This is a genomic window from Blastococcus sp. Marseille-P5729, assembly GCF_900292035.1.
Lineage (GTDB): Bacteria > Actinomycetota > Actinomycetes > Mycobacteriales > Antricoccaceae > Cumulibacter.
Genome location: NZ_OMPO01000002.1, coordinates 55,989 through 76,823, shown reverse-complemented (window position 1 = coordinate 76,823; position 20,835 = coordinate 55,989). Strand labels below are relative to the sequence as shown.

Here is a 20,835-nt window from a genome sequence, read left to right as displayed (position 1 = left end):
CAAGGTTCTCGTCGTCACGAACGACTACCCGCCACGCGAGGGCGGAATCCAGACGTTCGTGCGCGCGCTCATCGATCAGCTGCCCGCGCAGGATGTCGCGGTGTTCGCGTCGACCTCGAACGGGGCGGCCGAGTACGACTCGGCCGCCCCGTTCGAGACGGTGCGACACCCGACCGGGATGCTGCTGCCCACCCCGGCGGTCACCCGTGCGGTCATCGACACGATGCGCCGGTTCGGTGCCGACCGCGTCTGGTTCGGGGCCGCGACGCCGCTTGGCCTGATGGCCCCCGCTCTGCGGCGCGCCGGGGCGGTGCGCCTGGTGGGCTGCACCCACGGCCACGACCTGGGCTGGGCGATGTCACCGGGCAGCCGCCAGGTGCTGCGCCGGATCTCCCGCGGTCTCGACGTGATGACCTACCTAACCGAGTTCACCGGCGACCGGCTGCGCGCTCTGCTTGCGCCGCATACCTCCCTGCGGCGGCTGTCGCCGGGCGTCGACGTCGATCGCTTCCATCCGGCGGTTGACGGCTCGGCGTTCAGAGCGCAGCACGGCCTGGAGGGCACCCGGGTGATCGGCTGCGTCTCCCGTCTGGTGCCACGCAAGGGCCAGGACGTGCTCATCGAGGCGATGCCCCAGGTGTTGCGTCGGCATCCCGATGCCCGGCTGATGATCGTCGGGGGAGGGCGGTACGCCGACTCGCTCGCGCGACGGATCGACCGTCTCGGTCTGCAGCGGGAGGTGGTGCTCGCCGGCTCGACCAGCCACGAGGGCCTACCGGTGGCGTACGCAGCCTGCGATGTGTTCGCGATGCCGGCCCGGACCCGCCGGCTCGGCTGGGACGTCGAGGGCCTGGGCATGGGCTATCTCGAGGCCGCGGCCACCGCCAAGCCGGTGATCGCGGGGTCCTCCGGCGGTGCCCCCGAGGCAGTTCTCGATGGGCGGACCGGCGTGGTGGTGCGCGCCCCCGGTTCACCCGACGCAGTGGCGAGCGCCGTCTCACGAATGCTGGATGACCCCGACCAGGCCGCCGCGATGGGCCGTGCTGGGCGGGAGTGGGTATGCGCCGAGTGGACCTGGCAGCGTCAAGCCCAGCACCTCGTCGAGATGCTGTACGGCTGAGCGCGCTATCCCGGCTTCGGCCCGTCGTAGAGAGCGGCGATCTCCGAGGCGAACTCCTTGGCCACGACCGGGCGCTTGAGCTTCAATGACGGGGTCAGCTGCCCGCCCTCGACGGTCAAGTCGCACGGGAGGATGGTGAACTTGCGGATCGACTCGGCCTGGGAGACGGCGCGATTGGCGGAGTCGACCGCGCGCTGCAGACCCGCTCGCACCTCGTCGTTGGTCAGGACGTCCGAGAACGGCAGCTCGGGATCGAGACCGTGCTCCTTCAGCCAGCCGGGGAGCATCTCCTGATCGAGGGTGATCAGCGCGCCGATGAACGGTCGCTGGTCGCCGACCACGATGCACTGGCTGACCAAGGGGTGGGCGCGCAGCCGGTCCTCCAGCAGCGTCGGCGCGACGTTCTTGCCCCCCGCGGTGACGATGAGCTCCTTCTTGCGGCCGGTGATCGTCAGGAAGCCGTCGTCATCGAGCGTGCCGAGGTCGCCGGTGGCCAGCCACCCGTCCTGGACGGCCTCGGCGGTCGCCGCGTCGTTGTTCCAGTAGCCGTCGAACACGTTCGGGCCCTTGACGAAGATCTCGCCGTCCTCGGCCAGCCTGATCGTCGTGCCCGGCAACGGCCGGCCGACGGTCCCGATCTTGTTCGCCTTCTCGGAGTTCAGAGCGCTCACCGGTGAGGTCTCGGTCAGCCCGTAACCCTCGATCACCTCGACGCCGACCCCCCGGAAGAAGTGCCCCAGCCGTTCGCCGAGGGGCGCACCTCCGGAGATGCAGGTCGTGCAGCGGCCGCCGAGCGCGGCCCGCAGCTTCGAGCCCACCAGCTTGTCGGTGACCTTGTGCAGGACCCGCGTTCCGAGCGGGATCCGGCCCGCTGACTTGCCCCGGGACCACGAGATGGCGGTGCGGGCGGCGAGGTCGAAGATCTTGCCCTTGCCGCCGAGATGGGCCTTCTGCTCGGCGGAGTTGTAGACCTTCTCGAACACCCGCGGGACGGCCAGCAGGAAGTGCGGCCGGAAGGAGGCGAGCGAGGGCAGCAGCTGGGTGATGTCCGCCTGATGACCCACCTTCGCCCGGCCGGTGAACGCGGCCAGCTGGATGATCCGGGCGAACACGTGCGCCAGCGGCAGGAACAGCAGGGTCGCGGACCCGGGGTAGATGAAATCGCCGACGTAGGCCAGGGCGTTGCGCGAGTTGGAGATCAGGTTGGCGTGGGTCAGACGGCAGCCCTTGGGCCGGCCGGTGCTGCCGCTGGTGTAGACGATCGTGGCGACCTCGTCGGAGCGGGTCGCGGCGCGGGCCTCGTGGACGGCGTCCTCCGGGATGTCGGCACCGAGATCCCCCACGGTCTGCAAGGCGCCCTGGTCGATCACCCACACGTCGGTGAGCCCGCCCAGCTCGCCGCGGACCTCGTCGACCACGGTCCGCATCTCGGCCGTCTCCACGAACAGCCTGCCGGCTCCGGAGTCGCTGACGATCCACGCCACCTGCTCGGCGCTGGAGGTCTCGTACACCGGAACCAGAACGGCCCGGATCGCCTGCACGGCAAAGTCGATGACGCCCCACTCGTACCGCGTGCGCGACACCAGCGCGACTCGGTCGCCGGGCCGGACGCCCGCGCCGAGCAGCCCCCGAGCCAACGACGTGACATCGCGGGCGAACTGCTCGTGCGAGATGTCCTCCCAGGTGTCCACGCCGCGCAGCCGCGCGAAGGCAGCCTCATGGGGATGCGCCTGAGCGTGCTCGAACACGACGTCTGCCGCGTTGGCCTGCTCGGGACACTCGTACAGGGCGGGGGTGGTGACTTCACGCACGTGGAACTCCACTGGACGGTCATGGGCCTGCTACCTCCGCAGGCCGGCAAAGGTGGTGCGCACCACAGTAAACCCTACGCGCTGGTCACGACCGGCCAATCCGCCACGACGGCGGCCGCGGACGAACCCAGTAGGCTGGAGGGAGCGGCGCTGCGGCGCCCGTTCCGAACCCTCCCGAGGAGACACCGCATGGCTGAGCAGTCGACCCAGTCGATCGTGATCGACGCGGCACCGGAGCAGATCATGGAGGTGATCGGTGACTTTCCGGCGTACCCGCAGTGGGCGGCATCCGTCAAGTCTGCGGAGGTCGCCACGGCAGACGAGAACGGCTGGGCGCAGACGGTCGATTTCCGTCTCGACGCAGGCGTCATCAAGGACGAGTACACCCTGCAGTACGACTGGGATGACTACCCGAGCGCGGTGAGCTGGCAGCTGGTGAAGGGCTCGATGCAGAAGTCGCAGGAGGGCACCTACGCACTGCAGGATCTCGGCGACGGAACCACGAAGGTCACCTACACGCTCACGGTCGACCTCGCCATCCCGATGATGGGAATGATGAAGCGCAAGGCCGAGAAGGTCATCATGGACACGGCCTTGAAGGAGCTCAAGAGGCGCGTCGAGTCACAGGCTCGATGAGCCCGTCGCTGCTTCTGGTCAGCGCCAACCCCGAGGCCTTCGCCGATCAGCATGGCGCGGGCCGGACGCTTCGGTGGCCGCACGAGACACCCGCGCTGCTCACCGCCCACTGGAGCCGGCTCACCCCGATGCTCGATGCGCTCTCGGCTGCCACCGGCGTACGCCGGCTCGGGCTCGACGAGGCGCTCGCGCTGCCGCTGGTTCCAGAGATGGCTGTCGTCATAGAGCTCGGGACGGCCGGTGAGCGGCTGAGCCTGAGCACCGATCCGGGGAACGCCGCGCGGCTGGCGAGCCTGCTGGTCGGCCTCGCCTATGCCGAGGACCGGGTGGCCGGCGTCCCGCTGGACGTGCTTGGGCGTCTGCTGCCCGGGGCCGGGCGAGCAGCGGGCCTGACCCAGACGGCGAGCATCCTGAGCCTGGCGCGCGAGCTCCTGGCTGCGCTGCGCGACCCCCGCAGGTGGCTGGCGATGACCGATCGTTCAGAAGCCGGCCTGGCCGCCGCCAGGGTGCTCTCGCTGGCGGGGATGACGCTGGTGCCGCCGGCAGCGACGAGCATCCCGACCGCCGCCCGCACACCGATGCTCGCCGAGATCGATGGCGGCTTCGAGCTGCGAATCCCCGTCGAGGGATTGCGCAAGGACCTGCTGCGGCTGGCCAGCGCCGAGGGCCGGCTCCTGGTCAGCACTGATGGGGTGACGATCCCCGTCGAGCTTCCCGCTGCCCTGAAGCGTTGTAGGGTGACCGGCGCCAGCACGGACGCCGGGGCCCTGGTGGTCCGGTTCCAGATCGACGAGCAGAGGTGGCGATGAGCGAGCAGCCCGTGGTGGGATCCCTGGCCGAGGAGCTTCACGCGTTGGCCGGCGTGCTCGCCGAGCGCTCGGGTGGCGCGGACGGCTTGCTGCAGACGATCAGGGATTACCTGGGCACGGAACGCCCGGCCGACGACGAGCCCTTCGTGCGGCAGATCGAGATCACCTAGACCCGCGCGCCGTCGTCGAACGGGTCGTCGGGCTGGTCGCGCAGCTGCAGCACGAGCACGACGGTGCCCGCTCCGAGCAGCAGCACGCCCGCGACGAGCGCGGCCGTGCCGGGGATCGGTATGGACGACGGTGCGAACACCGCGACGGCGCCGGCGATCATGAGCAGGATGCCGGCGATGACCTTGCGTGATGGCTGGGGGAGCGGGCTGGGCGGCGGGGGCTCGTAGTGCTCGTCGTCGTCCGCATCGTGGACGTCGAGCCAGTCCGAGCCGGCGCCGCGCCACGGGTGCGCGGTCTCGTCGGGCCCCGCTCCGGTCGGCCGACCCGCAGGCGGCTCCGACGGGGTCGGTGCGTCCGTCGGAGGCGCGGGCGGGGTGGCGTCGAGGGATCCGACGAGCTCGGCGAACCGGCTGTCGACCTCGTCGGCATCGAGGTGGACTCGTCGGCTGACGAAACGGGCGTGGGTGGCATCGGCGATCGCGCTCGCGAGCGCCTGCTTGCCGGCGTCGACGAATATCTCCCGCTTCGCGTAGTCGCCGTTCTCCGGCAGCGCCGTGTAGCAGGCGACCTCCGCCCGGGCCATCGCCTCGAGCAGGGTGTCGCACTCGCGCCGCTCCACCGTGCGCAGCCGGCGATAGGCATCGGCGATGAGCCCGTTGTCACGCTCAGGTACTGGCTCCGGTGCGAACGGGGTGCTCATTGCTCACCCGCGCGTGCGTTGCTCGATCCAGCGGACCGAGGTCTGGAATATGTAGGGCGCGTCGTAGTCCAGGGTGGCGACGTGGAAGGACCGGGTCAGCAGGTGATGGCTGACGTCGTCACTGCCGACACCGCCCAGCAGGATGCGGGAGGACACCGCTTCCACGACATGATCGGTGGCCGATTGGAACAGCAGCAGCGGGCTGGTGAACCGGCCGAGGTCGTTTCGCGCCAGAGCCCATAGCTCCCGGAGCGAGAAGGCGGCCTTCAGGGGCAGCCGGTCGTAGGCGATCTCCTCGATGCCGGGCTTGGCGATGTCGCCGGCGATCCCCGGGAACGAGCCGATGAACCGCTGCGCGAGGGGAAGCAGAACGGCGTCCTTGCGCTCGGTGGCCAGGGACGGGTTGATCAGCATCGTGCCGACCAGCCGGTCGCCGAGCGGGGCGGGGCCGTGCGGACCGTACTGCTCGGTGAGCCGGATGGCGAGCGTGCCGCCCATGGACATTCCGCCGAGGACCACCTGGTCGCAGTGGTCGAGCAGCCGTCGCAGGGCGCGCTCCAGCTCGGCGTACCAGTCCTGCCAGCGGGTGAGATTCATGTCCTGCCAGCGTGTCCCGTGGCCCGGGAGGCGCGGCACGAGCACTGAATGGCCGGCCTCGACGAGCGCGTCCGCCCACGGACGCATCGAGGCGGGGGTGCCGCTGAAGCCGTGCGAGAGCAGAACGCCCACGCGGCGTCCGGCCGGGGAGTCGACGAGCTTCTCGAACGGCTCGGCACCGGGCATGAGGGGCATGGTTCTCCACATTGGATCTCGCGGACGTGCGCGGCCCGTCGCGCGGGCCTGTCTTGCCCATGATGCCCTAGAGTCGTCTCGTTGGTGGCGCGTGGCAGAACCGGAGGCGGCAAGCGGTGTTCTACTGGCTGATGAAGTTCGTCGTGATGGGCCCGCTGCTACGTCTGTTTGGGCGGCCGAAGGTGACTGGCGCCGAGCACATCCCCAGGCGCGGAGGCGCGCTGATCGCCTCCAACCACCTCGCCGTCGCCGACTCGTTCTATATGCCGCTGATGATCAGGCGCCGCGTCACCTTTCCGGCGAAGCAGGAGTACTTCACCACCCCAGGGCTGAAGGGCCGGGCGATGAAGTTCTTCTTCACGTCGGCGGGCCAGGTCCCGATCGACCGCTCCAGCGGCTCGGCGGCGCGCGCGGCGCTGGAGACCTGCAAGCGGCTGCTGGCCGAGGGGCACCTGGTCGGCATCTATCCCGAGGGCACTCGCTCGCCGGACGGCCGGTTGTACCGCGGCAAGACCGGTGTGGCCCGAATGGCGATCGAGTCCGGCGTCCCGGTCATCCCGGTCGCGATGGTCGGCACGGACGTCGTGAACCCGCCCGGGTCGAAGATGTGGAGGCGGGGTCGCGTCGAGGTGCATTTTGGCGCCCCGCTGGACTTCTCGGGGTTCGAGGGCAGCTCGGGCAACACCACCGTCGAGCGGCAGATCACCGACCAGATCATGCTCGCGCTCAAGCGACTGTCCGGGCAGGAGTACGTCGACCTCTACGCGGCCAAGGTCAAGACCGGCATGGACAAGACGGGCAAGAGCGCGGATGAGGTGGTGCGCGAGCTCAGCGCCGCGTCCAAGGCCCCGCAGCGCAGCCTGGAGGACGTCGAGAAGCCGTAGCCGCCAGTCGTCGGTCCCACGCCCTGGCGCGGTCGATCGCTTCGCGCCACCGCGCCGGTCGGCGCCCCGTACGCTCAGGGATGCGGCGCCGGCCGGACCTCCGGCTCGCTCGACGAAAGGGAACGGCTGGGTAGTGCGCTACTTCTACGACACGGAGTTCATCGAGGACGGCATCACCATCGACCTGGTATCCATCGGTCTCGTCGACGAGACGGGTCGGGAGTACTACGCCATCAACAGCGAGCACGACCCGTCGAAGGCCGGGCCGTGGGTGCGAGCGAATGTCCTGGACAAGCTGCCGTCGCCGTCCGACCGTCGCTGGCGCAGCCGGTCGCAGATCCGCGACGAGGTGCTCGGCTTCCTGATGGAGCCCGGCGAGCCCATCGAGCTATGGGCGTGGGTGGCGGCCTACGACCACGTGGCGCTGTGCCAGCTCTGGGGGTCGATGACCGATCTGCCGCGGGAAATCCCGCGCTTCACTCGGGAGCTCAAGCAGCGGTGGATCGATCTTGGTTCGCCCACGTTGCCCGCGGCGCCTTCCGGGGCGCACGACGCGCTGGTGGATGCCCGCGTCAACCTGGAGCGGTGGAGGCTGATGCATGCGATCGGCCGGTGGCCAACGTCGCCCGATTCGTGAGACGCCTTTCCCTTATTCTGGACGGCGGCCGTACAGTCGTCACGGCCCCGAGAACCTGAGAGAGATCCGAGCATCCCGTGTCGATCCCCATCCAGAAGCCTGCTGCCCTCATCGACCTCGACGAGGCGTGGCGCGCCAAGCCCATCGTGCAGCAGCCGATCTGGCCGGACGAGGCGCTGCTGGCCACGACGGTGCAGACTCTCGAGGCGGTCCCGCCGATCGTGGCGCCCGCGGAGGCGGACGAGCTGACCAGCCTCCTGGCCGAGGTGGCCGAGGGCCGCGCGTTCCTGCTGCAGGGTGGCGACTGTGCCGAGACCTTCGACAACAACACCGAACCGCACCTGCGCGAGACGACCCGCACGCTGCTGCAGATGGCGGTCGTGCTGACCTACGGCGCCGGGACGCCGGTCGTCAAGGTCGGTCGGATGGCCGGCCAGTACGCCAAGCCACGATCGTCAGATCGTGACTCGCTCGGCCTGCTGAGCTACCGCGGCGACATGGTGAACTCAATCGAGGCCAGCGAGGAAGCCCGCGAGGCCGACGCCTCGCGCCTGCTGCGCGCCTATGCGAATGCGGCCGCGGCGATGAACATGATCCGGGCCTTCGCCAACGGCGGCATGGCCGATCTGGCCCAGGTGCACGACTGGAACCGCGACTTCGTGCGGCGGTCCCCGGCCGGCGAGCGCTTCGAGCAGATCGCCCGTGAGATCGACCGGGCGCTGGGATTCATGGCCGCCTGCGGCGTCGATGACCAGGCGCTGCGTCGAGTCGACCTCTACTCATCCCACGAGGCGCTGATCCTCGAGTACGAGCAGGCGCTGACGCGGCTGGAGGAGGATAAGCCGTACGCCTTGTCAGGCCACATGATCTGGATCGGTGAGCGCACCCGCCAGCTCGACGGCGCGCACGTCGAGTACTTCTCGCGGATCGCCAACCCGATCGGTGTGAAGCTCGGCCCGACGGCCACGGCCGACGACGCTCTGGCGCTCGCCGACCGGCTGAACCCGGACAACGTCCCGGGGCGCCTCACGTTCATCACGCGGATGGGCAACGGCACGGTTCGGGACGCGCTTCCGCCGCTGGTCGAGAAGGTGACTGCCGAGGGCCGCAAGGTGGTGTGGCAGTGCGACCCGATGCACGGGAACACCCATTCGGCCTCGAACGGCTACAAGACGCGGCACTTCGATCGCATCCTCGACGAGGTGATGGGCTTCTTCGAGGTGCATCGGGGTTTGGGTACGCATCCCGGGGGGATCCACGTCGAGCTGACCGGTGAACCGGTGACCGAGTGCCTGGGCGGTGCCGAGGAGCTGTCGGACGACGACCTGGCCGGCCGCTACGAGACGGCGTGCGACCCGCGGCTGAACACCACGCAGAGTCTGGAGCTGGCGTTCCTGGTCGCCGAGATGCTGCGCGACTAGGAGAAGAGCAACAGCGCCCAGCCGGCGAGCAGGAGGGCGAGGCTGGCGGCCGTGAGGCGAACCTCCCACGGTCCGGGGGCAGTCGCTTCCCGCGCGATGACCTTTCCGAGGTTGCGCAACAGGGCCAGGACGGTCAGCCCGGCGAGCATCACGAGGATGAAGCCGATCCCCGCCAGCCGATGCGTAGTCCCACCGACGGTGATGACGAGGAACGCGATGACGCTTCCCAGCCATGCCAGCGAAAGTGCGGCCGCGAGGGCGCGCCAGTTTCCCGTGAGAGCGGGGGTATGGCTCATGCGTCTCTCCATCCGCGGGAGCCGAGTGACGATCGCGGCGAGTCTCTCACGGGCGGGGAGCCCGACGGCGGTGCGGGAGGATCTCCCATGCCGACCGGTTGATCGCCGCCGGCGACAACGGCGTATGCCGACCGATCCACGCGGCGAGCAGCTCGCGCAGCTGCTCGTCACTCTTCACGATGGGCTGGTTCCCAGCGGTAGCGGGAAATCCGCCGCCACCGGAAGCCCGGTAACTGCTGACCACGAGGACCAGGCGTTGCTCGGGCGCGGGGGCCTGGCCGTCGATGCGCAGGTTGCTCACGCGGGATCCCACGGGCGCGCCCGGGTCGACCGAGTAGCTGACCCGCGCCGTGGCTGCGCCCAGCGCCTCGTGGTTGAAATCCGCGATCCGCTCGGGACCGAAGTAGCGGGCGTTGTGCTCCAGGTAGCCGAGCACGTCGCGGGCAGTGAGCTCCAGGGCGTGCAGCCGGTTCTCGAACGGTGCGATGCGGTGCAGATCGCGTACCCGGACTGGCCCTGTGCGGAGGCCTTCCCGGTCGCTGTGCAGGGCGGCGGCCGAGATGACCGGAAGCTCGGCGTACGGCGTACCAGCCAGCCGGTCGGTGGCCCACTCCGCCTGCACGTGGTTGAGCAGGTCGGCCATCGGTGACGGCCCGGCGGCCACCGGACTCGCAGGTACCGGGGCGGCGGCCACACCGATCTCCTTGGCCAGCCGGGCGCGAGTCTGCCCGTGCGCCTTGGACACGAGCGAGGTCACGGACGAATCCGGTGTGCCCTGCGTCGGCAGAGTGCGCGCCACGCTGTCAACGACGGTGATCCCGTCGCCGGCCCGCCGCAGCCGAAGGTCGATGCGGCCCAGACGCAGCCCCATGCACGAGGGCTCGACGTACGGCACGAGCTGGCCGGTGCTCACGCATCTTTCGTGCCCAGACAGCTCTTCGTGCGCGTGGCCCAGCACGACCGCGTCGATCCCCGGCACCTCGCGGATCAATCGCCGCGTGTCGTTCTCCGGCCACGGCAGCGAGTCGCCGTACGACGATCCTGGGCCCATTCCGGAGTGCGACAGCACGACGACCAGGTCGGCGCCCTCTTGGCGCACCAGCCGGACCTGCTCGGCAGCCACCTCGACGATGCCCCTCGTGCTCACCCGGCCGGCGAGGTGCGTGGCATTCCAGAGGATGACACCAGGCGTGCTCAGCCCGACGACGCCAAGCCGCAGCGGTCCTAGCCGGGGCAGCGTCCGGTCGAGGATGACCCGAGAGGCGACCCCGGGAATGGGGGACAGGTTCGCCGCGAGAACGGGAAAGTCGCAGTCCGCGGCGTATGCCGAGAGTCGCTCCAGCCCGTAGTCCAGGTCATGGTTGCCAAGCGCGGCGGCGTCGACCCCGAGGTGATTCAGCACGTCGGCGACCGGGTGCACGCCGTCCGGTTCGCTCGCGTACAGAGCGGTGAGCGGGTTGCCCTGAATGCTGTCGCCGCAGTCGAGGAGCACCGTCGATGGCGTGACGGCGCGGATCTCGCGCACCACCGTGGCGACGCGGGCCAGACCGCCCTCGTCGGTCGGCCGGTCGTGGACGTAGTCCCAGTCGGTGAGCGCGCCATGGACGTCGGTGACGGCGAGAAGGGTGAGGGAGTCGTCCACAACGCCATCGTGCCAGGGGTCGGCAACGTATCCTGGTGGAGAACGCACCCCGCCAATGTCACACGACCGAGGGCGGGGTGCCTATCGCGCCTAAGCAGAGGTCGCGATATTTTCGTAAGACTGGCCTGAGTGCCATGTGCATCACCCACACCCGGCGTACGCTGGTGCGGTTCCCGCCCACAGGAGGTTCGGCTGACGATGAAGATCGTCGTACTCGCGAAGCAGGTGCCCGACTCGGGCAACCCCCGCACGCTTACTGATAGTGACAAGACCGTGGACCGTGAGAACGCGGACCTCGTGCTCAACGAGATGGATGAGTACGCCATCGAGGAAGCCCTCAAGATGAAGGAGGCTTTCGACGGCGAGGTCACCGTGCTCTCGGTAGGGCCGTCCTCCGCCACCGACACGGTGCGCAAGGCGCTGCAGATGGGCGCCGACCAGGGCGTGCTCGTCACCGATGACGCGATCGCCGGCTCGTGTGCCGTCGGCACCGCGAAGGTGCTGGCCAGCGCTCTCGGCAAGCTCGAGTGGGATCTGGTGCTCACCGGCGCCGAGTCCACCGATGGCCGCGTGTCGGTCATCCCGGCGATGCTCTCGGAGCTGACCGGGGCCACCCAGCTGACCGGTGCCCGCAGCATCGGCATCGAGGACGACGTCGTCACGATCGAGCGGCAGATCGACGGCGGCTTCGAGGTCGTCCAGGGGCAGATGCCCGCGATCATCTCGGTGTGGGACACGATCAACGAGCCGCGCTACCCGTCCTTCAAGGGCATCATGGCGGCGAAGAAGAAGCCGATCGACGAGTGGTCGCTGGGCGACCTGGACATCGACGGATCCGAGGTCGGGCTCGAGAACGCCACCTCCGAGGTGCTCGAGGCCGCGCCGCGCCCGCCGCGCCAGGCCGGCGAGAAGATCACCGACGAGGGCGACGGCGGCGTGAAGCTCGTCGAGTACCTCGCCAGCCAGAAGCTCGTCTAGGCAAGGAAAGGAAGAGACCACCATGGCTGAAGTACTTGTTCTTGTCGAGGCAGCGGACGGCGAGCTGAAGAAGACCACCGCCGAGATGCTCACCGCGGCGCGCGCCATCGGCGAGCCCGCGGCCGTCGTCATCGGGGCAGCAGGTAGCGCTGACGCGCTCTCGGGCGCGCTGAGCGAGGCCGGCGCGGAGAAGATCTACGTCGCCGAGGGCGAGGAGGTCGACGGCTTCTCGGTCGCACCGAAGGCCGAGGTGCTCGCCCAGCTGGTGAACGAGAAGTCGCCGGCTGCGGTCCTGCTGGCCTCGAGCCAGGAGGGCAAGGAGGTCGCCGGCCGACTCGCGCTGAAGACCGGCAACGGCCTGCTCACCGACGCGGTCGACATCGACGGGGACGGCACCGCCACCCAGTCGATCTTCGCCGGCTCCATGACCGTGAAGTCGAAGGTCAAGACCCCGGTCGCGATCATCACGGTGCGCCCGAACTCGATCTCCGCCCAGCCCCAGGCCGGCGCCGGTGCTCGTGAGGATGTCCAGGTGCAGCTGTCGGACGCCGCCCGCCAGTCGGCGATCCTGGACCGCATTGAGGAATCGACCGGCTCGCGCCCGGAGCTCACCGAGGCCAACATCGTCGTCTCCGGCGGTCGTGGTGTCGCCTCGGAGGAGAACTTCAAGGTCATCGAGGCCTTCGCCGACTCGATGAAGGGTGCCGTCGGTGCCTCGCGTGCAGCGGTCGACTCGGGCTTCTACCCGCATCAGTTCCAGGTCGGGCAGACCGGCAAGACCGTCTCGCCGCAGTTGTACGTGGCGTGCGGCATCTCCGGCGCCATCCAGCACCGCGCCGGCATGCAGACGGCCAAGACGATCGTCGCCGTGAACAAGGACCCCGAGGCGCCGATCTTCGAGCTCGCCGACTTCGGCGTCGTGGGCGACCTCTTCAATGTCGTCCCGCAGGCGACCGAGGAAGTCAACAAGCGCCGCTAGCCCGGCAGCACCACCGCCTGACGGCGGCCATCCCGATGCGGATGGCCGCCGTCACGGCTTTCGGCAGTTGAAGATCACGGTCCCGGGCACCAGCGCACCCCGCTCAGGCGACCACTGGCCCCACACCACCTGGCGCCCCGGCGTCCACTCCGGCTCGATCAGGTCCTCCAGCACGAAGCCCGCGCCGAGGATGTCGCGCACCCGCTGGCTCATCGTGCGGTGCGTCTCGACGTACGCCGCCCGGCCGGCATCGTCGATCTCGACGTAGGCGCTCGGGTCGAAGTACGACGATCGGACGGTGAGGTCGGCCGGATCAGGCGAATCGGGCAGGATCCAGCGAATCGGGTGGTTGGTGGACCAGACGAACCGCCCGCCGGGGCGCAGCACCCGGAAGACCTCGCGCATGACGAGCGCCGGGTCCGCGACGAACGCGATCGCACCGAAGGCCGAGATGGCCAGCTCGAAGGACTCGTCCGCGAACGGAAGTGCGGTGGCGTCGGCCTGCACCAGCGGGACGTCGATCCCGGTGCGGGCGTTTGCTCGGACCGCGTGGCGCAGCATGCCGCCGGACAGGTCGAACGCCACCGGGTCGGCGCCGACCGATGCCAGCCATCTGGCCGCGGGCGCCGACCCGCAACCGACCTCCAGCACCCGCCTGCCGGCCAGCTTCGACCGTTCGCCCAGCAATCCGGCATCGCGCTCCCGCAGGCCTTCGGGACACCACAGGAGGTCAACCTCGCCCAGGTCCTCGGCATGGGCCTGCAGATAGCTGTCGGCGTCGATGTCCCACCAGTGCCGCGATGCCCGCGATGCCTCGGTCTGATCGACCAGCCGCTGGGCCACCCCGGCGAGCGGCCCGAGACCGCTCGGGGGAGTGAGAGTCATACGACCAGCCTAGGACGGCGCGTCACAGCTCAACCGCGCAGCAGGCGCTGCAGCGCATCGATCGTGTCGGCCTGCTCAGCCGTCTTGTCCGGCCGGTAGCGCTTGACGCGGGCGAAGCGCAGCGCGACGCCGCCGGGATAGCGCGGCGATGCCTGCACGCCGTCGATCGCGATCTCGACCACGATCTCGGGGCGCAGGAAGACAGCGCCGCGGGTACGGCGCTGCTCGTACTTCGGGAAGGTCTCGGTCTGCCACCGCAGCAGCTCGTCCGTGAGCCCCTTGAAGGTCTTGCCGACCATCACGAACCCGCCGGGCTCACCGTACTGACCGCGTGGGTCGCGGGCTCCGAGGTGCAGGTTCGACAGCCACCCCGACCGCCTGCCCGAGCCCCACTCGGCGGCGAGGACGACGAGGTCGTAGGTGTGCACGGGCTTGACCTTCAGCCACGATCTTCCGCGACGCCCTGCTGCGTAAGGGCTGTCGATGGCCTTGAGCAGCACCCCCTCGTGCCCGAGCGCCAGGGCCTGCTCGAGTACGGTGCGCGCGATCTCGGGGTCGTCGGTGACGGTCCCCTCGATCACGTGGTCGGACGCCAGCCGCAGCAGCAGCTCGCGGCGCACCCGCAGCGGCTCGTCGAGCAGGTCCCGCCCGTCGAGGTGCAGCAGGTCGAAGAACCGCGGGGCGAGCACCTGCTCGCGGGCGGCGTCGGCGCCGAACCGGCTCATGGTCTCCTGGAACGGCCGCGGCGCGCCGTCCTCGTCCAGCATCAGGGTCTCGCCGTCCAGCACGGCCTGGCGGCAGTCCAGGCCCAGGGCGATATCGACGATCTCCGGCACTCGCGCGGTCACGTCGGCCAGCGACCGGGTGTACACCGAGACGCGGTCGCCGTCGCGGTGCACCTGGATGCGGGCGCCGTCCAGCTTGTGCTCCACGGAGGCCAGCCCCAAGGCGTGCACGGCGTCGTCCACGCTCGCGCCGGGTGAGGCGAGCATCGGCTGGATCGCGGTGCCGACCTGTAGGCCGACCGCGGCTATCGCCTCCGGGTCCTGCATGGCCAGGACGACGGTGCCGGCCAGCGACCCGCTCAGCATCACCGCGCGGCGCACCGCTGCCGCGGGCAGGCCGGCGGCGGCAGCGGCAGCATCGGTGAGGACCCCCTCCAGCGCGCCGGTGCGCACCTCGCCGCCCAGGCTGCGCACCAGCAGATCCTGTTCGGCGGCGTCCGCCCGCGAGAACAGCTCGCTCAGCACGACCCGCCGGGCACCGGCCGATCCCGGGCCGGACAGCCCCGCGTAGCGCTGCAGCGCCGCATCGACGTCCGCCACGGTCAACGCGGACTCCGCCTGCGCGCTCGCCGACTCCCGAGCGGCCAGCAGCCCACGAAAGCCGATCCCGATCCGGCCCTGGCGCGGTCTGCCCACCAGCAGCCCGATCAGCGCGGGTAGATCGGCCGGAGGACACTCCGCCAGCAGTGCGGCGAGGCTCGCGGTCTTCGCCGACCGGGCGCGGGTGGCGGCGACGTCGTCGAGCGCGGCCGCCAGGCGCGAGAGGCGAAGCGACGCGGGGGAGTCGGTGCTCATGGCACCATCCTGCCCACTTCTGTGACCCAGGGCACCGGGTGGCCGAACAGGCTCGTCTGGCCTTGGATGGACAAGGTGCGTAGGATGGGTCGTGCGCTATAGGTCTGCGCTGCCTCGGTATGGAGCAGGCCGTGCCCGTCGGACGTCGTTGCGGCGCGCGAGTCTCCTCCAGTCGTTGGTGTTGGTTCGTGTTCATGACAGCGCCGTTCGTCATCGGACCTATGACGCGACCCGCAACCACATTCCTGTCCGGAGCAACCTGCTACATGACCGCTACCACCGAGAGCGCCACCACGACCCCCCAGGTCGCCATCAACGACATCGGATCGGCCGAGGACGTCCTCGCCGCCGTCGATGCCACCATCAAGTACTTCAACGACGGGGACATCGTCTCCGGCACGATCGTCAAGGTCGACCGTGACGAGGTGCTGCTCGACATCGGCTACAAGACCGAGGGCGTCATCCCCTCACGCGAGCTGTCCATCAAGCACGATGTCGATCCCAACGAGGTCGTCGACGTCGGTGACGAGGTCGAGGCGCTGGTCCTTCAGAAGGAGGACAAGGAAGGCCGCCTGATCCTGTCGAAGAAGCGCGCGCAGTACGAGCGTGCGTGGGGCAAGATCGAGGAGCTCAAGGAGGCCGATGAGCCGGTCACCGGAACGGTCATCGAGGTCGTCAAGGGCGGCCTCATCCTCGATATCGGCCTGCGTGGCTTCCTCCCGGCGTCGCTGGTGGAGATGCGCCGCGTGCGCGACCTGCAGCCGTACGTCGGCAAGGAGATCGAGGCAAAGATCATCGAGCTCGACAAGAACCGCAACAACGTGGTCCTGTCGCGTCGCGCCTTCCTCGAGCAGACCCAGTCGGAGGTCCGCAGCGAGTTCCTGCACCAGCTGCAGAAGGGCCAGGTCCGCAAGGGCGTCGTCTCCTCGATCGTCAACTTCGGCGCCTTCGTCGATCTCGGTGGGGTCGATGGCCTGGTGCACGTCTCCGAGCTGTCGTGGAAGCACATCGACCACCCGAGCGAGGTCGTCGAGGTCGGCAACGAGGTCACCGTCGAGGTGCTGGAGGTCGACCTGGACCGCGAGCGCGTCTCGCTGTCGCTGAAGGCGACTCAGGAAGACCCGTGGCGCCAGTTCGCCCGCACCCACCAGATCGGGCACGTCGTACCCGGCAAGGTCACCAAGCTGGTCCCCTTCGGCGCGTTCGTGCGCGTGGAGGACGGCATCGAGGGCCTGGTGCACATCTCCGAGCTGGCCGAGCGCCACGTCGAGATCCCGGAGCAGATCGCCCAGGTCGGCGACGAGATCATGGTCAAGGTCATCGACATCGACCTGGAGCGGCGCCGGATCAGCCTCTCGCTGAAGCAGGCCAACGAGGGCGAGGGTGGCGAGAAGCCGGAGTTCCACCCCGAGGCCTACGGCATGGAGGCCCAGTACGACGAGCAGGGCAACTACATCTACCCCGAGGGCTTCGACGCCGAGACCCAGGAGTGGCTGCCCGGCTACGAGAAGCAGCGTGAGGACTGGGAGCGCGAGTACGCCGCCGCCCAGGCCCGCTACGAGGCGCACATCAAGCAGATCGAGGAGGCCAAGGCGGCCGACGCCGAGGCCGCGATCGAGCAGGGCACCGGTGGATCGTTCTCCTCGACCAGCGATTCGTCGGGAACGCTGGCCTCGGACGAGGCGCTGGCCGCACTGCGCGAGAAGCTCGCCGGCGGCGGAAGCGAGTAGTTCGCACCGTGATTGACCAGAAGACCCCCACCCGGGCCCGGGTGGGGGTCTTCTCGTTCGTCCGCTACGCGCTAGAGCGACATGATGATCGCGAGCACCGGTCGTGCCTGCTGCCCGGTCTGGCGCATCCACTCCAGCGAGTGTCGCGACCGGCTCATGGTGAACATGTGCCACCATCGGCGCGGCCGGGCGTACATCGCATAGAACTCCCGGGCGGCCGGAAGCTCGCGGCAGTAGATCCGGTCCGCGCGTCCGTAGCGGTGTCGACCGCGCCGGGCGGGCAGGGCGTGACGCGACATGACATTCCTCCGCGATGTGCTGGCAAAGATCCGAGTATCGACACCTAGAGTAGGTCGTGGCCGTGCCGGGGACGCGCGCAACACGCGACCGCGGCCGGCCGTTCCTGAACTGTTATCGCGTGACAAATCTGACAGGAGTTCAGCGTGCTGAACCTCGGACTGACGGGTGGGATCGGCTCGGGCAAGAGCGCGGCGAGCAGTGCGCTGTCGGCGCTCGGCGCCACCGTGGTCGATGCGGACAAGATCTCTCGCGAGGTGGTCGAGCCGGGCACCGACGGGCTGCGCCGGATCGTCGAGACCTTCGGTGAGGGCGTCCTCGCCGAGGACGGCGCACTGGACCGCCCGGCGCTGGCCCAGGTGGTGTTCGCCGACGAGACGGCACGCCAGCAGCTCAACCAGATCGTGCACCCGCTGGTGCGCGCGCGCAGCGTCGAGCTCATCGAACAGGCCGGGCCGGACGCCGTGATCGTCAACGACATTCCGCTGCTCGCCGAGGGCAGCATGGCGCCGTCGTTCCACCTCGTGGTCGTCGTCATGACGCCCGACCGGATCCGGCTGGAGCGGCTCACCGAGTCCCGCGGCATGGACCGCGACGACGCGGAGGCCCGGATCCGAGCGCAGGCCAGCGACGAGCAGCGGCTGGCGATCGCTGATGTCGTCCTCGACAACAGTGGCACGGTGGCGGACCTGCAGGAGCAGGTGCAGCAGCTCTGGGAGCAGCGTCTCGTGCCGTACGCCGCGGCGCTGGCCGAACGAATCGGCGCCACCGAGCGGATCGCGGCGCGTGCGGGCGCGCCCGAGCGGGAGCTGGCGCGGCTGCGCTGGCACCTGGAGCCGCTCGGCCACGGCGTGGCGGTGGCCGACCGCACCGCGGTGGTCACGCCGGTAGACGACTCCGCGCGTCCCGCTGTGGAGCGTGCCGGGTGGTTCGGCGCGGGCCCCCTGCGCTCGGCCGACCCCGGCGCGGTTCTCGATCTGACATTCGGCGGCTGACCCTCCTGCGGTGCCGTCCACGTGACTGAATCCGCGGCGGGTACTCTTGCGTCACACAGGCTTAGCGCCCACGTGCCAGCGGGGGACCGGGCAACGACGTCGAAGGGTAGTTCTCGTGGCAGGAAAGATCAGCACGGCCAAGAAGATCGTGAGTGTCGGCGGCGCGTGCGCAGTGCTCTTCGCGGGCGCGGCGTGCACCAAGGAGGTCGAGGGGACCGCGACCGCCGCACCGGTCGAGTCCACGGAGCCTTCAGAGACATCGGAGACCTCGAAGCCGTCTGAGACTTCTAAGACCTCGGGGAAGTCGACGTCCGCCTCGTCGTCCGAGGGTGGAGACGGTGGCACAGCGGCCGCTCCTGACCAGCCGTACTCCTACACCGACGGCACGTCGGTCACGCTGGGCCCCGCACAGGAGAAGAACGACATCCCGGGCCTGCTGAGCTACGAGGTCGGCCGGGTGCTGCCCTTCCACGTCGAGAACAAGTCCACCTACACGCTGGACTTCAGCGGCACCCAGCTGTACGCGGAAGTCGACTGCGAGGGAAGCAGCGCGTGGGTGTTCCCCAGCATCGAGATGGGCGGGCCGGAGCAGCTGCCGGCCGGTCAATCCGCCGACTACGCGATGTCGATCGGCCTGAAGAAGACAGACCAGGGCAAGACCTGCATCATCACCTTCCCGTTCGAGACCCAGCCGTCGGTGGAGGTCGACACCGCGACCTTCTCGATGACGCTCAACTAGCCGCTGCGGCATCCCAAGAACGCGACGAGGGGCTGACCATGATGGTCAGCCCCTCGTCGCGTTCTGGTGGGCGATACTGGGTTCGAACCAGTGACCCCTTCGATGTCAACGAAGTGCGCTACCGCTGCGCCAATCGCCCGGGTCTTGTGTAGTTGTCAGTGCTGCCTTGGAGGTGGCGACGGGATTTGAACCCGTGTACACGGCTTTGCAGGCCGTTGCCTCGCCTCTCGGCCACGCCACCGCGTGCGACACCGCGCTCGTCGGCGTCTTGCGAGCGGACGACGGGATTCGAACCCGCGACCCTCACCTTGGCAAGGTGATGCTCTACCAACTGAGCCACGTCCGCATCGCTGCATCGTGCGAAGCAGCGAGAAAGAACATTACACGACTCCGTGCAGGCCCGCACGCGGGGGTCGCGCTTTTGGGTGCAGATCACGCCGGTCAAGGCGAATGCAGAGTTTCTTCGTTCACGACGGATCCGTTCGAGGCGCCAGCGGGTCTTTGGCACAATGACCATGCCCAATCCCGGATCGAGGAGACCTGCCATCAGCACGCTCTCAGACTCCCCTGGCCATGAGGAAGTCCGCCGTGAGGACGCTGCTGACGTCCGGGGCGCGTCGCCGGTGTACCCGAACGAGCCGGGGCTACTCGACGACGTCGCCGACCGGCTCGGGTTCCGCCACCGGCTCGAGCGCAAGCCCGCGCTGAAGACTGCCTACCGCATCGGGGTCGGGATGGTGGGCACCGTCGTGCTCCTCGCGGGCATCGTCATGATTCCGTTTCCGGGGCCGGGCTGGCTGGTGGTGATCGCCGGCCTGGCGATCCTCGCCACGGAGTTCGCCTGGGCCGAGCGACTGCTGCACTTCACCAAGCGGCACGTGCTGTCGTGGACCCGCTGGGTCAACTCCCAGCCGATCTGGATCCGGCTGCTAATCGGCCTGGCGACTGCGCTGTTCGTGTACGGCGTCGTCGTGCTCGCGCTGAGGATCACCGGCGTGCCGGGGTGGGTCCCCGACTGGGTTCCGCTGTGGCGCTAGTGGTATCGTCCTTGTTCGCACCTGGGCGATTGGCGCAGCGGTAGCGCACTTCGTTCACACCGAAGGGGTCACTGGTTCGAACCCAGTATCGCCCACCAGCAAGAGAGAACCCGGCCTCGGCCGGGTTCTTCTCGTTTGTGACTCGGCCCGGCAGAATCGGTGCATGCCGATCGACTTCCCCAACCAGCACATCGCCGACATGGTGGCCGCAGACCGCGCCGCCGAGTGGCTGACCGTGCAGCCGGTGAGCATCCGGACCGGTGCGGCGACCGTCGAGCTCACCGTCGCCGAGCACATGTGCAACGGGCACGGCACCTGTCACGGCGGCGTGCTGTTCACCCTGGCCGACATCGCCTTGTCGTATGCGTCGAACTCGGTGGGCGCGCTGAACGTCGCTGCCCACGCAGACATTCAGTACGTCACCCCGGCGCAGCTCGGCCAGCGGCTGCGGGCCACCGCAACCGAGCGGATGCGCTATGGCAGGAGCGGACGCAACGGCATCTACGACATCCCGGTGACGGTCGCCGACACCGGCGAGCTCGTCGCCATCTTCACCGGCCGGGTCGTGCAGGTCGCACAGCGAAGCGAGCGGGGCTCATGAGGATTCGGAGCGCTCAGCATGGGGGCGGATCGTGACGTTGCCCGAGGGCCGGCGCTGGGTGGCCGTACGATGAGCAGCGGTCCATTCCCCGCTAC

General features: G+C 69.3%; 21 protein-coding genes, 4 tRNA genes and 1 pseudogene. 15 read left to right on the top strand and 11 right to left on the bottom strand.

All coding sequences use genetic code 11. The features are described 5' to 3' along the window. Positions 1 to 19: 19 nt before the first annotated feature. Positions 20 to 1,120 (top strand): annotated as a pseudogene (locus DAA40_RS08925) (glycosyltransferase family 4 protein); the annotation flags it as partial. Positions 1,121 to 1,125: 5 nt separating this feature from the next. Here DAA40_RS08925 and DAA40_RS08920 read toward each other — a convergent pair. Continuing rightward, positions 1,126 to 2,931 (bottom strand): long-chain fatty acid--CoA ligase, encoded by a 1,806-nt coding sequence (locus DAA40_RS08920; protein ID WP_106850084.1) that lies wholly within the window; start codon positions 2,929 to 2,931, stop codon positions 1,126 to 1,128. 189 nt (positions 2,932 to 3,120) lie between these two features. Here DAA40_RS08920 and DAA40_RS08915 point away from each other — a divergent pair, with 189 nt between their 5' ends. From DAA40_RS08915 to DAA40_RS08905, 3 genes are read left to right on the top strand one after another with little or no spacing between them, the layout of a single operon-like run. Beyond that, on the top strand, positions 3,121 to 3,567 hold the full coding sequence (locus DAA40_RS08915) for an SRPBCC family protein (protein ID WP_106849410.1): 447 nt from the start codon (positions 3,121 to 3,123) through the stop codon (positions 3,565 to 3,567). Further along, on the top strand, positions 3,564 to 4,376 hold the full coding sequence (locus DAA40_RS08910) for a hypothetical protein (RefSeq protein ID WP_106849409.1): 813 nt from the start codon (positions 3,564 to 3,566) through the stop codon (positions 4,374 to 4,376). The genes DAA40_RS08915 and DAA40_RS08910 overlap by 4 nt, the downstream gene beginning before the upstream one ends. Further along, complete coding sequence (locus DAA40_RS08905) at positions 4,373 to 4,546, top strand: hypothetical protein (protein ID WP_158716339.1); 174 nt, start codon at positions 4,373 to 4,375, stop codon at positions 4,544 to 4,546. Before DAA40_RS08910 ends, DAA40_RS08905 begins: the two co-directional genes overlap by 4 nt. Here the strand turns inward: DAA40_RS08905 and DAA40_RS08900 are convergent. Both DAA40_RS08900 and DAA40_RS08895 read right to left on the bottom strand, forming a co-directional pair. Beyond that, positions 4,543 to 5,247 (bottom strand): hypothetical protein, encoded by a 705-nt coding sequence (locus DAA40_RS08900; protein ID WP_106849407.1) that lies wholly within the window; start codon positions 5,245 to 5,247, stop codon positions 4,543 to 4,545. The two genes, DAA40_RS08905 and DAA40_RS08900, sit on opposite strands and share 4 nt — an antisense overlap. A 3-nt stretch (positions 5,248 to 5,250) precedes the next feature. Further along, entirely contained in the window at positions 5,251 to 6,030 is a 780-nt protein-coding gene (locus DAA40_RS08895; protein WP_199849671.1) for a carboxylesterase, read from the bottom strand. 125 nt (positions 6,031 to 6,155) lie between these two features. Here DAA40_RS08895 and DAA40_RS08890 point away from each other — a divergent pair, with 125 nt between their 5' ends. The 3 genes from DAA40_RS08890 to DAA40_RS08880 all read left to right on the top strand — a co-directional run bounded on the left by DAA40_RS08890 (position 6,156) and on the right by DAA40_RS08880 (position 8,981). Beyond that, positions 6,156 to 6,923 carry a 1-acyl-sn-glycerol-3-phosphate acyltransferase gene (locus tag DAA40_RS08890; RefSeq protein ID WP_106849405.1) on the top strand — a complete coding sequence of 256 codons (768 nt, stop codon included), beginning with the start codon at positions 6,156 to 6,158 and terminating at the stop codon, positions 6,921 to 6,923. 133 nt (positions 6,924 to 7,056) lie between these two features. Beyond that, complete coding sequence (locus DAA40_RS08885) at positions 7,057 to 7,560, top strand: polyadenylate-specific 3'-exoribonuclease AS (protein ID WP_158716338.1); 504 nt, start codon at positions 7,057 to 7,059, stop codon at positions 7,558 to 7,560. Positions 7,561 to 7,643: 83 nt separating this feature from the next. Further along, positions 7,644 to 8,981, top strand: coding sequence for a class II 3-deoxy-7-phosphoheptulonate synthase (locus DAA40_RS08880; protein WP_106850083.1), 1,338 nt, complete (start codon positions 7,644 to 7,646; stop codon positions 8,979 to 8,981). Here DAA40_RS08880 and DAA40_RS08875 read toward each other — a convergent pair. Continuing rightward, positions 8,978 to 9,277, bottom strand: coding sequence for a hypothetical protein (locus DAA40_RS08875; protein WP_106849403.1), 300 nt, complete (start codon positions 9,275 to 9,277; stop codon positions 8,978 to 8,980). The genes DAA40_RS08880 and DAA40_RS08875 overlap by 4 nt on opposite strands. Before the next feature lie 46 nt (positions 9,278 to 9,323). Then, entirely contained in the window at positions 9,324 to 10,919 is a 1,596-nt protein-coding gene (locus tag DAA40_RS08870) for a bifunctional UDP-sugar hydrolase/5'-nucleotidase (RefSeq protein WP_158716337.1), read from the bottom strand. 198 nt (positions 10,920 to 11,117) lie between these two features. Between DAA40_RS08870 and DAA40_RS08865 the strand changes: the two genes are divergently transcribed. Together DAA40_RS08865 and DAA40_RS08860 are read left to right on the top strand one after the other, a co-directional pair. Beyond that, on the top strand, positions 11,118 to 11,897 hold the full coding sequence (locus tag DAA40_RS08865) for an electron transfer flavoprotein subunit beta/FixA family protein (protein WP_106849401.1): 780 nt from the start codon (positions 11,118 to 11,120) through the stop codon (positions 11,895 to 11,897). Positions 11,898 to 11,919: 22 nt separating this feature from the next. Continuing rightward, positions 11,920 to 12,876, top strand: coding sequence for an electron transfer flavoprotein subunit alpha/FixB family protein (locus DAA40_RS08860; RefSeq protein ID WP_106849400.1), 957 nt, complete (start codon positions 11,920 to 11,922; stop codon positions 12,874 to 12,876). 51 nt (positions 12,877 to 12,927) lie between these two features. On the opposite strand, the gene DAA40_RS08855 is transcribed toward DAA40_RS08860, so the two are convergent. Continuing rightward, on the bottom strand, positions 12,928 to 13,761 hold the full coding sequence (locus tag DAA40_RS08855) for a class I SAM-dependent methyltransferase (protein WP_106849399.1): 834 nt from the start codon (positions 13,759 to 13,761) through the stop codon (positions 12,928 to 12,930). 29 nt (positions 13,762 to 13,790) lie between these two features. Further along, positions 13,791 to 15,341 (bottom strand): ATP-dependent DNA ligase, encoded by a 1,551-nt coding sequence (locus tag DAA40_RS08850; RefSeq protein WP_106849398.1) that lies wholly within the window; start codon positions 15,339 to 15,341, stop codon positions 13,791 to 13,793. A gap of 266 nt (positions 15,342 to 15,607) precedes the next feature. Between DAA40_RS08850 and rpsA the strand changes: the two genes are divergently transcribed. Continuing rightward, on the top strand, positions 15,608 to 17,071 hold the full coding sequence (gene rpsA / locus DAA40_RS08845; RefSeq protein ID WP_106849397.1) for a 30S ribosomal protein S1: 1,464 nt from the start codon (positions 15,608 to 15,610) through the stop codon (positions 17,069 to 17,071). A gap of 71 nt (positions 17,072 to 17,142) precedes the next feature. Here rpsA and DAA40_RS08840 read toward each other — a convergent pair whose 3' ends face one another. Further along, the gene (locus DAA40_RS08840; protein ID WP_106849396.1) at positions 17,143 to 17,370 is read right to left on the bottom strand and encodes a hypothetical protein; all 228 of its coding nucleotides are present in this window, start codon (positions 17,368 to 17,370) and stop codon (positions 17,143 to 17,145) included. Positions 17,371 to 17,514: 144 nt separating this feature from the next. Between DAA40_RS08840 and coaE the strand changes: the two genes are divergently transcribed. Together coaE and DAA40_RS08830 are read left to right on the top strand one after the other, a co-directional pair. Continuing rightward, entirely contained in the window at positions 17,515 to 18,363 is an 849-nt protein-coding gene (gene coaE, locus DAA40_RS08835) for a dephospho-CoA kinase (RefSeq protein ID WP_106849395.1), read from the top strand. Positions 18,364 to 18,478: 115 nt separating this feature from the next. Next, the gene (locus DAA40_RS08830; RefSeq protein ID WP_106849394.1) at positions 18,479 to 19,102 is read left to right on the top strand and encodes a hypothetical protein; all 624 of its coding nucleotides are present in this window, start codon (positions 18,479 to 18,481) and stop codon (positions 19,100 to 19,102) included. 64 nt (positions 19,103 to 19,166) lie between these two features. On the opposite strand, the gene DAA40_RS08825 is transcribed toward DAA40_RS08830, so the two are convergent. The 3 genes from DAA40_RS08825 to DAA40_RS08815 all read right to left on the bottom strand — a co-directional run bounded on the left by DAA40_RS08825 (position 19,167) and on the right by DAA40_RS08815 (position 19,448). Next, a tRNA-Val gene (locus DAA40_RS08825) sits at positions 19,167 to 19,241 on the bottom strand. Between the two features lie 28 nt (positions 19,242 to 19,269). After that, a tRNA-Cys gene (locus tag DAA40_RS08820) sits at positions 19,270 to 19,343 on the bottom strand. A 32-nt stretch (positions 19,344 to 19,375) separates the two neighbouring features. Next, positions 19,376 to 19,448, bottom strand: a tRNA-Gly gene (locus DAA40_RS08815). Between the two features lie 277 nt (positions 19,449 to 19,725). On the opposite strand from DAA40_RS08815, the gene DAA40_RS08810 reads away from it, so the two are divergent. From DAA40_RS08810 to DAA40_RS08800, 3 genes are all read left to right on the top strand, one after another. Then, a complete protein-coding gene (locus tag DAA40_RS08810) occupies positions 19,726 to 20,139 on the top strand; it encodes a TIGR02611 family protein (protein WP_234356305.1) in 414 nt (137 codons plus the stop codon). Between the two features lie 23 nt (positions 20,140 to 20,162). Next, positions 20,163 to 20,237, top strand: a tRNA-Val gene (locus DAA40_RS08805). A 65-nt stretch (positions 20,238 to 20,302) separates the two neighbouring features. Further along, positions 20,303 to 20,740: a hotdog fold thioesterase gene (locus DAA40_RS08800; protein ID WP_106849392.1), complete on the top strand. Its 438-nt coding sequence runs from the start codon at positions 20,303 to 20,305 to the stop codon at positions 20,738 to 20,740. Positions 20,741 to 20,835 lie beyond the last annotated feature (95 nt).

Bases quoted from the DNA above. Each gene is read 5' to 3' on its own strand.
- DAA40_RS08915 (WP_106849410.1), top strand. From the start codon at position 3,121: ATGGCTGAGCAGTCGACCCAGTCGATCGTGATCGACGCGGCACCGGAG.
- DAA40_RS08910 (WP_106849409.1), top strand. From the start codon at position 3,564: ATGAGCCCGTCGCTGCTTCTGGTCAGCGCCAACCCCGAGGCCTTCGCC.
- DAA40_RS08905 (WP_158716339.1), top strand. From the start codon at position 4,373: ATGAGCGAGCAGCCCGTGGTGGGATCCCTGGCCGAGGAGCTTCACGCG.
- DAA40_RS08900 (WP_106849407.1), bottom strand. From the start codon at position 5,247: ATGAGCACCCCGTTCGCACCGGAGCCAGTACCTGAGCGTGACAACGGG.
- DAA40_RS08895 (WP_199849671.1), bottom strand. From the start codon at position 6,030: ATGCCCGGTGCCGAGCCGTTCGAGAAGCTCGTCGACTCCCCGGCCGGA.
- DAA40_RS08875 (WP_106849403.1), bottom strand. From the start codon at position 9,277: ATGAGCCATACCCCCGCTCTCACGGGAAACTGGCGCGCCCTCGCGGCC.
- DAA40_RS08865 (WP_106849401.1), top strand. From the start codon at position 11,118: ATGAAGATCGTCGTACTCGCGAAGCAGGTGCCCGACTCGGGCAACCCC.
- DAA40_RS08860 (WP_106849400.1), top strand. From the start codon at position 11,920: ATGGCTGAAGTACTTGTTCTTGTCGAGGCAGCGGACGGCGAGCTGAAG.
- DAA40_RS08855 (WP_106849399.1), bottom strand. From the start codon at position 13,761: ATGACTCTCACTCCCCCGAGCGGTCTCGGGCCGCTCGCCGGGGTGGCC.
- DAA40_RS08850 (WP_106849398.1), bottom strand. From the start codon at position 15,341: ATGAGCACCGACTCCCCCGCGTCGCTTCGCCTCTCGCGCCTGGCGGCC.
- rpsA (WP_106849397.1), top strand. From the start codon at position 15,608: ATGACCGCTACCACCGAGAGCGCCACCACGACCCCCCAGGTCGCCATC.
- DAA40_RS08840 (WP_106849396.1), bottom strand. From the start codon at position 17,370: ATGTCGCGTCACGCCCTGCCCGCCCGGCGCGGTCGACACCGCTACGGA.
- DAA40_RS08800 (WP_106849392.1), top strand. From the start codon at position 20,303: ATGCCGATCGACTTCCCCAACCAGCACATCGCCGACATGGTGGCCGCA.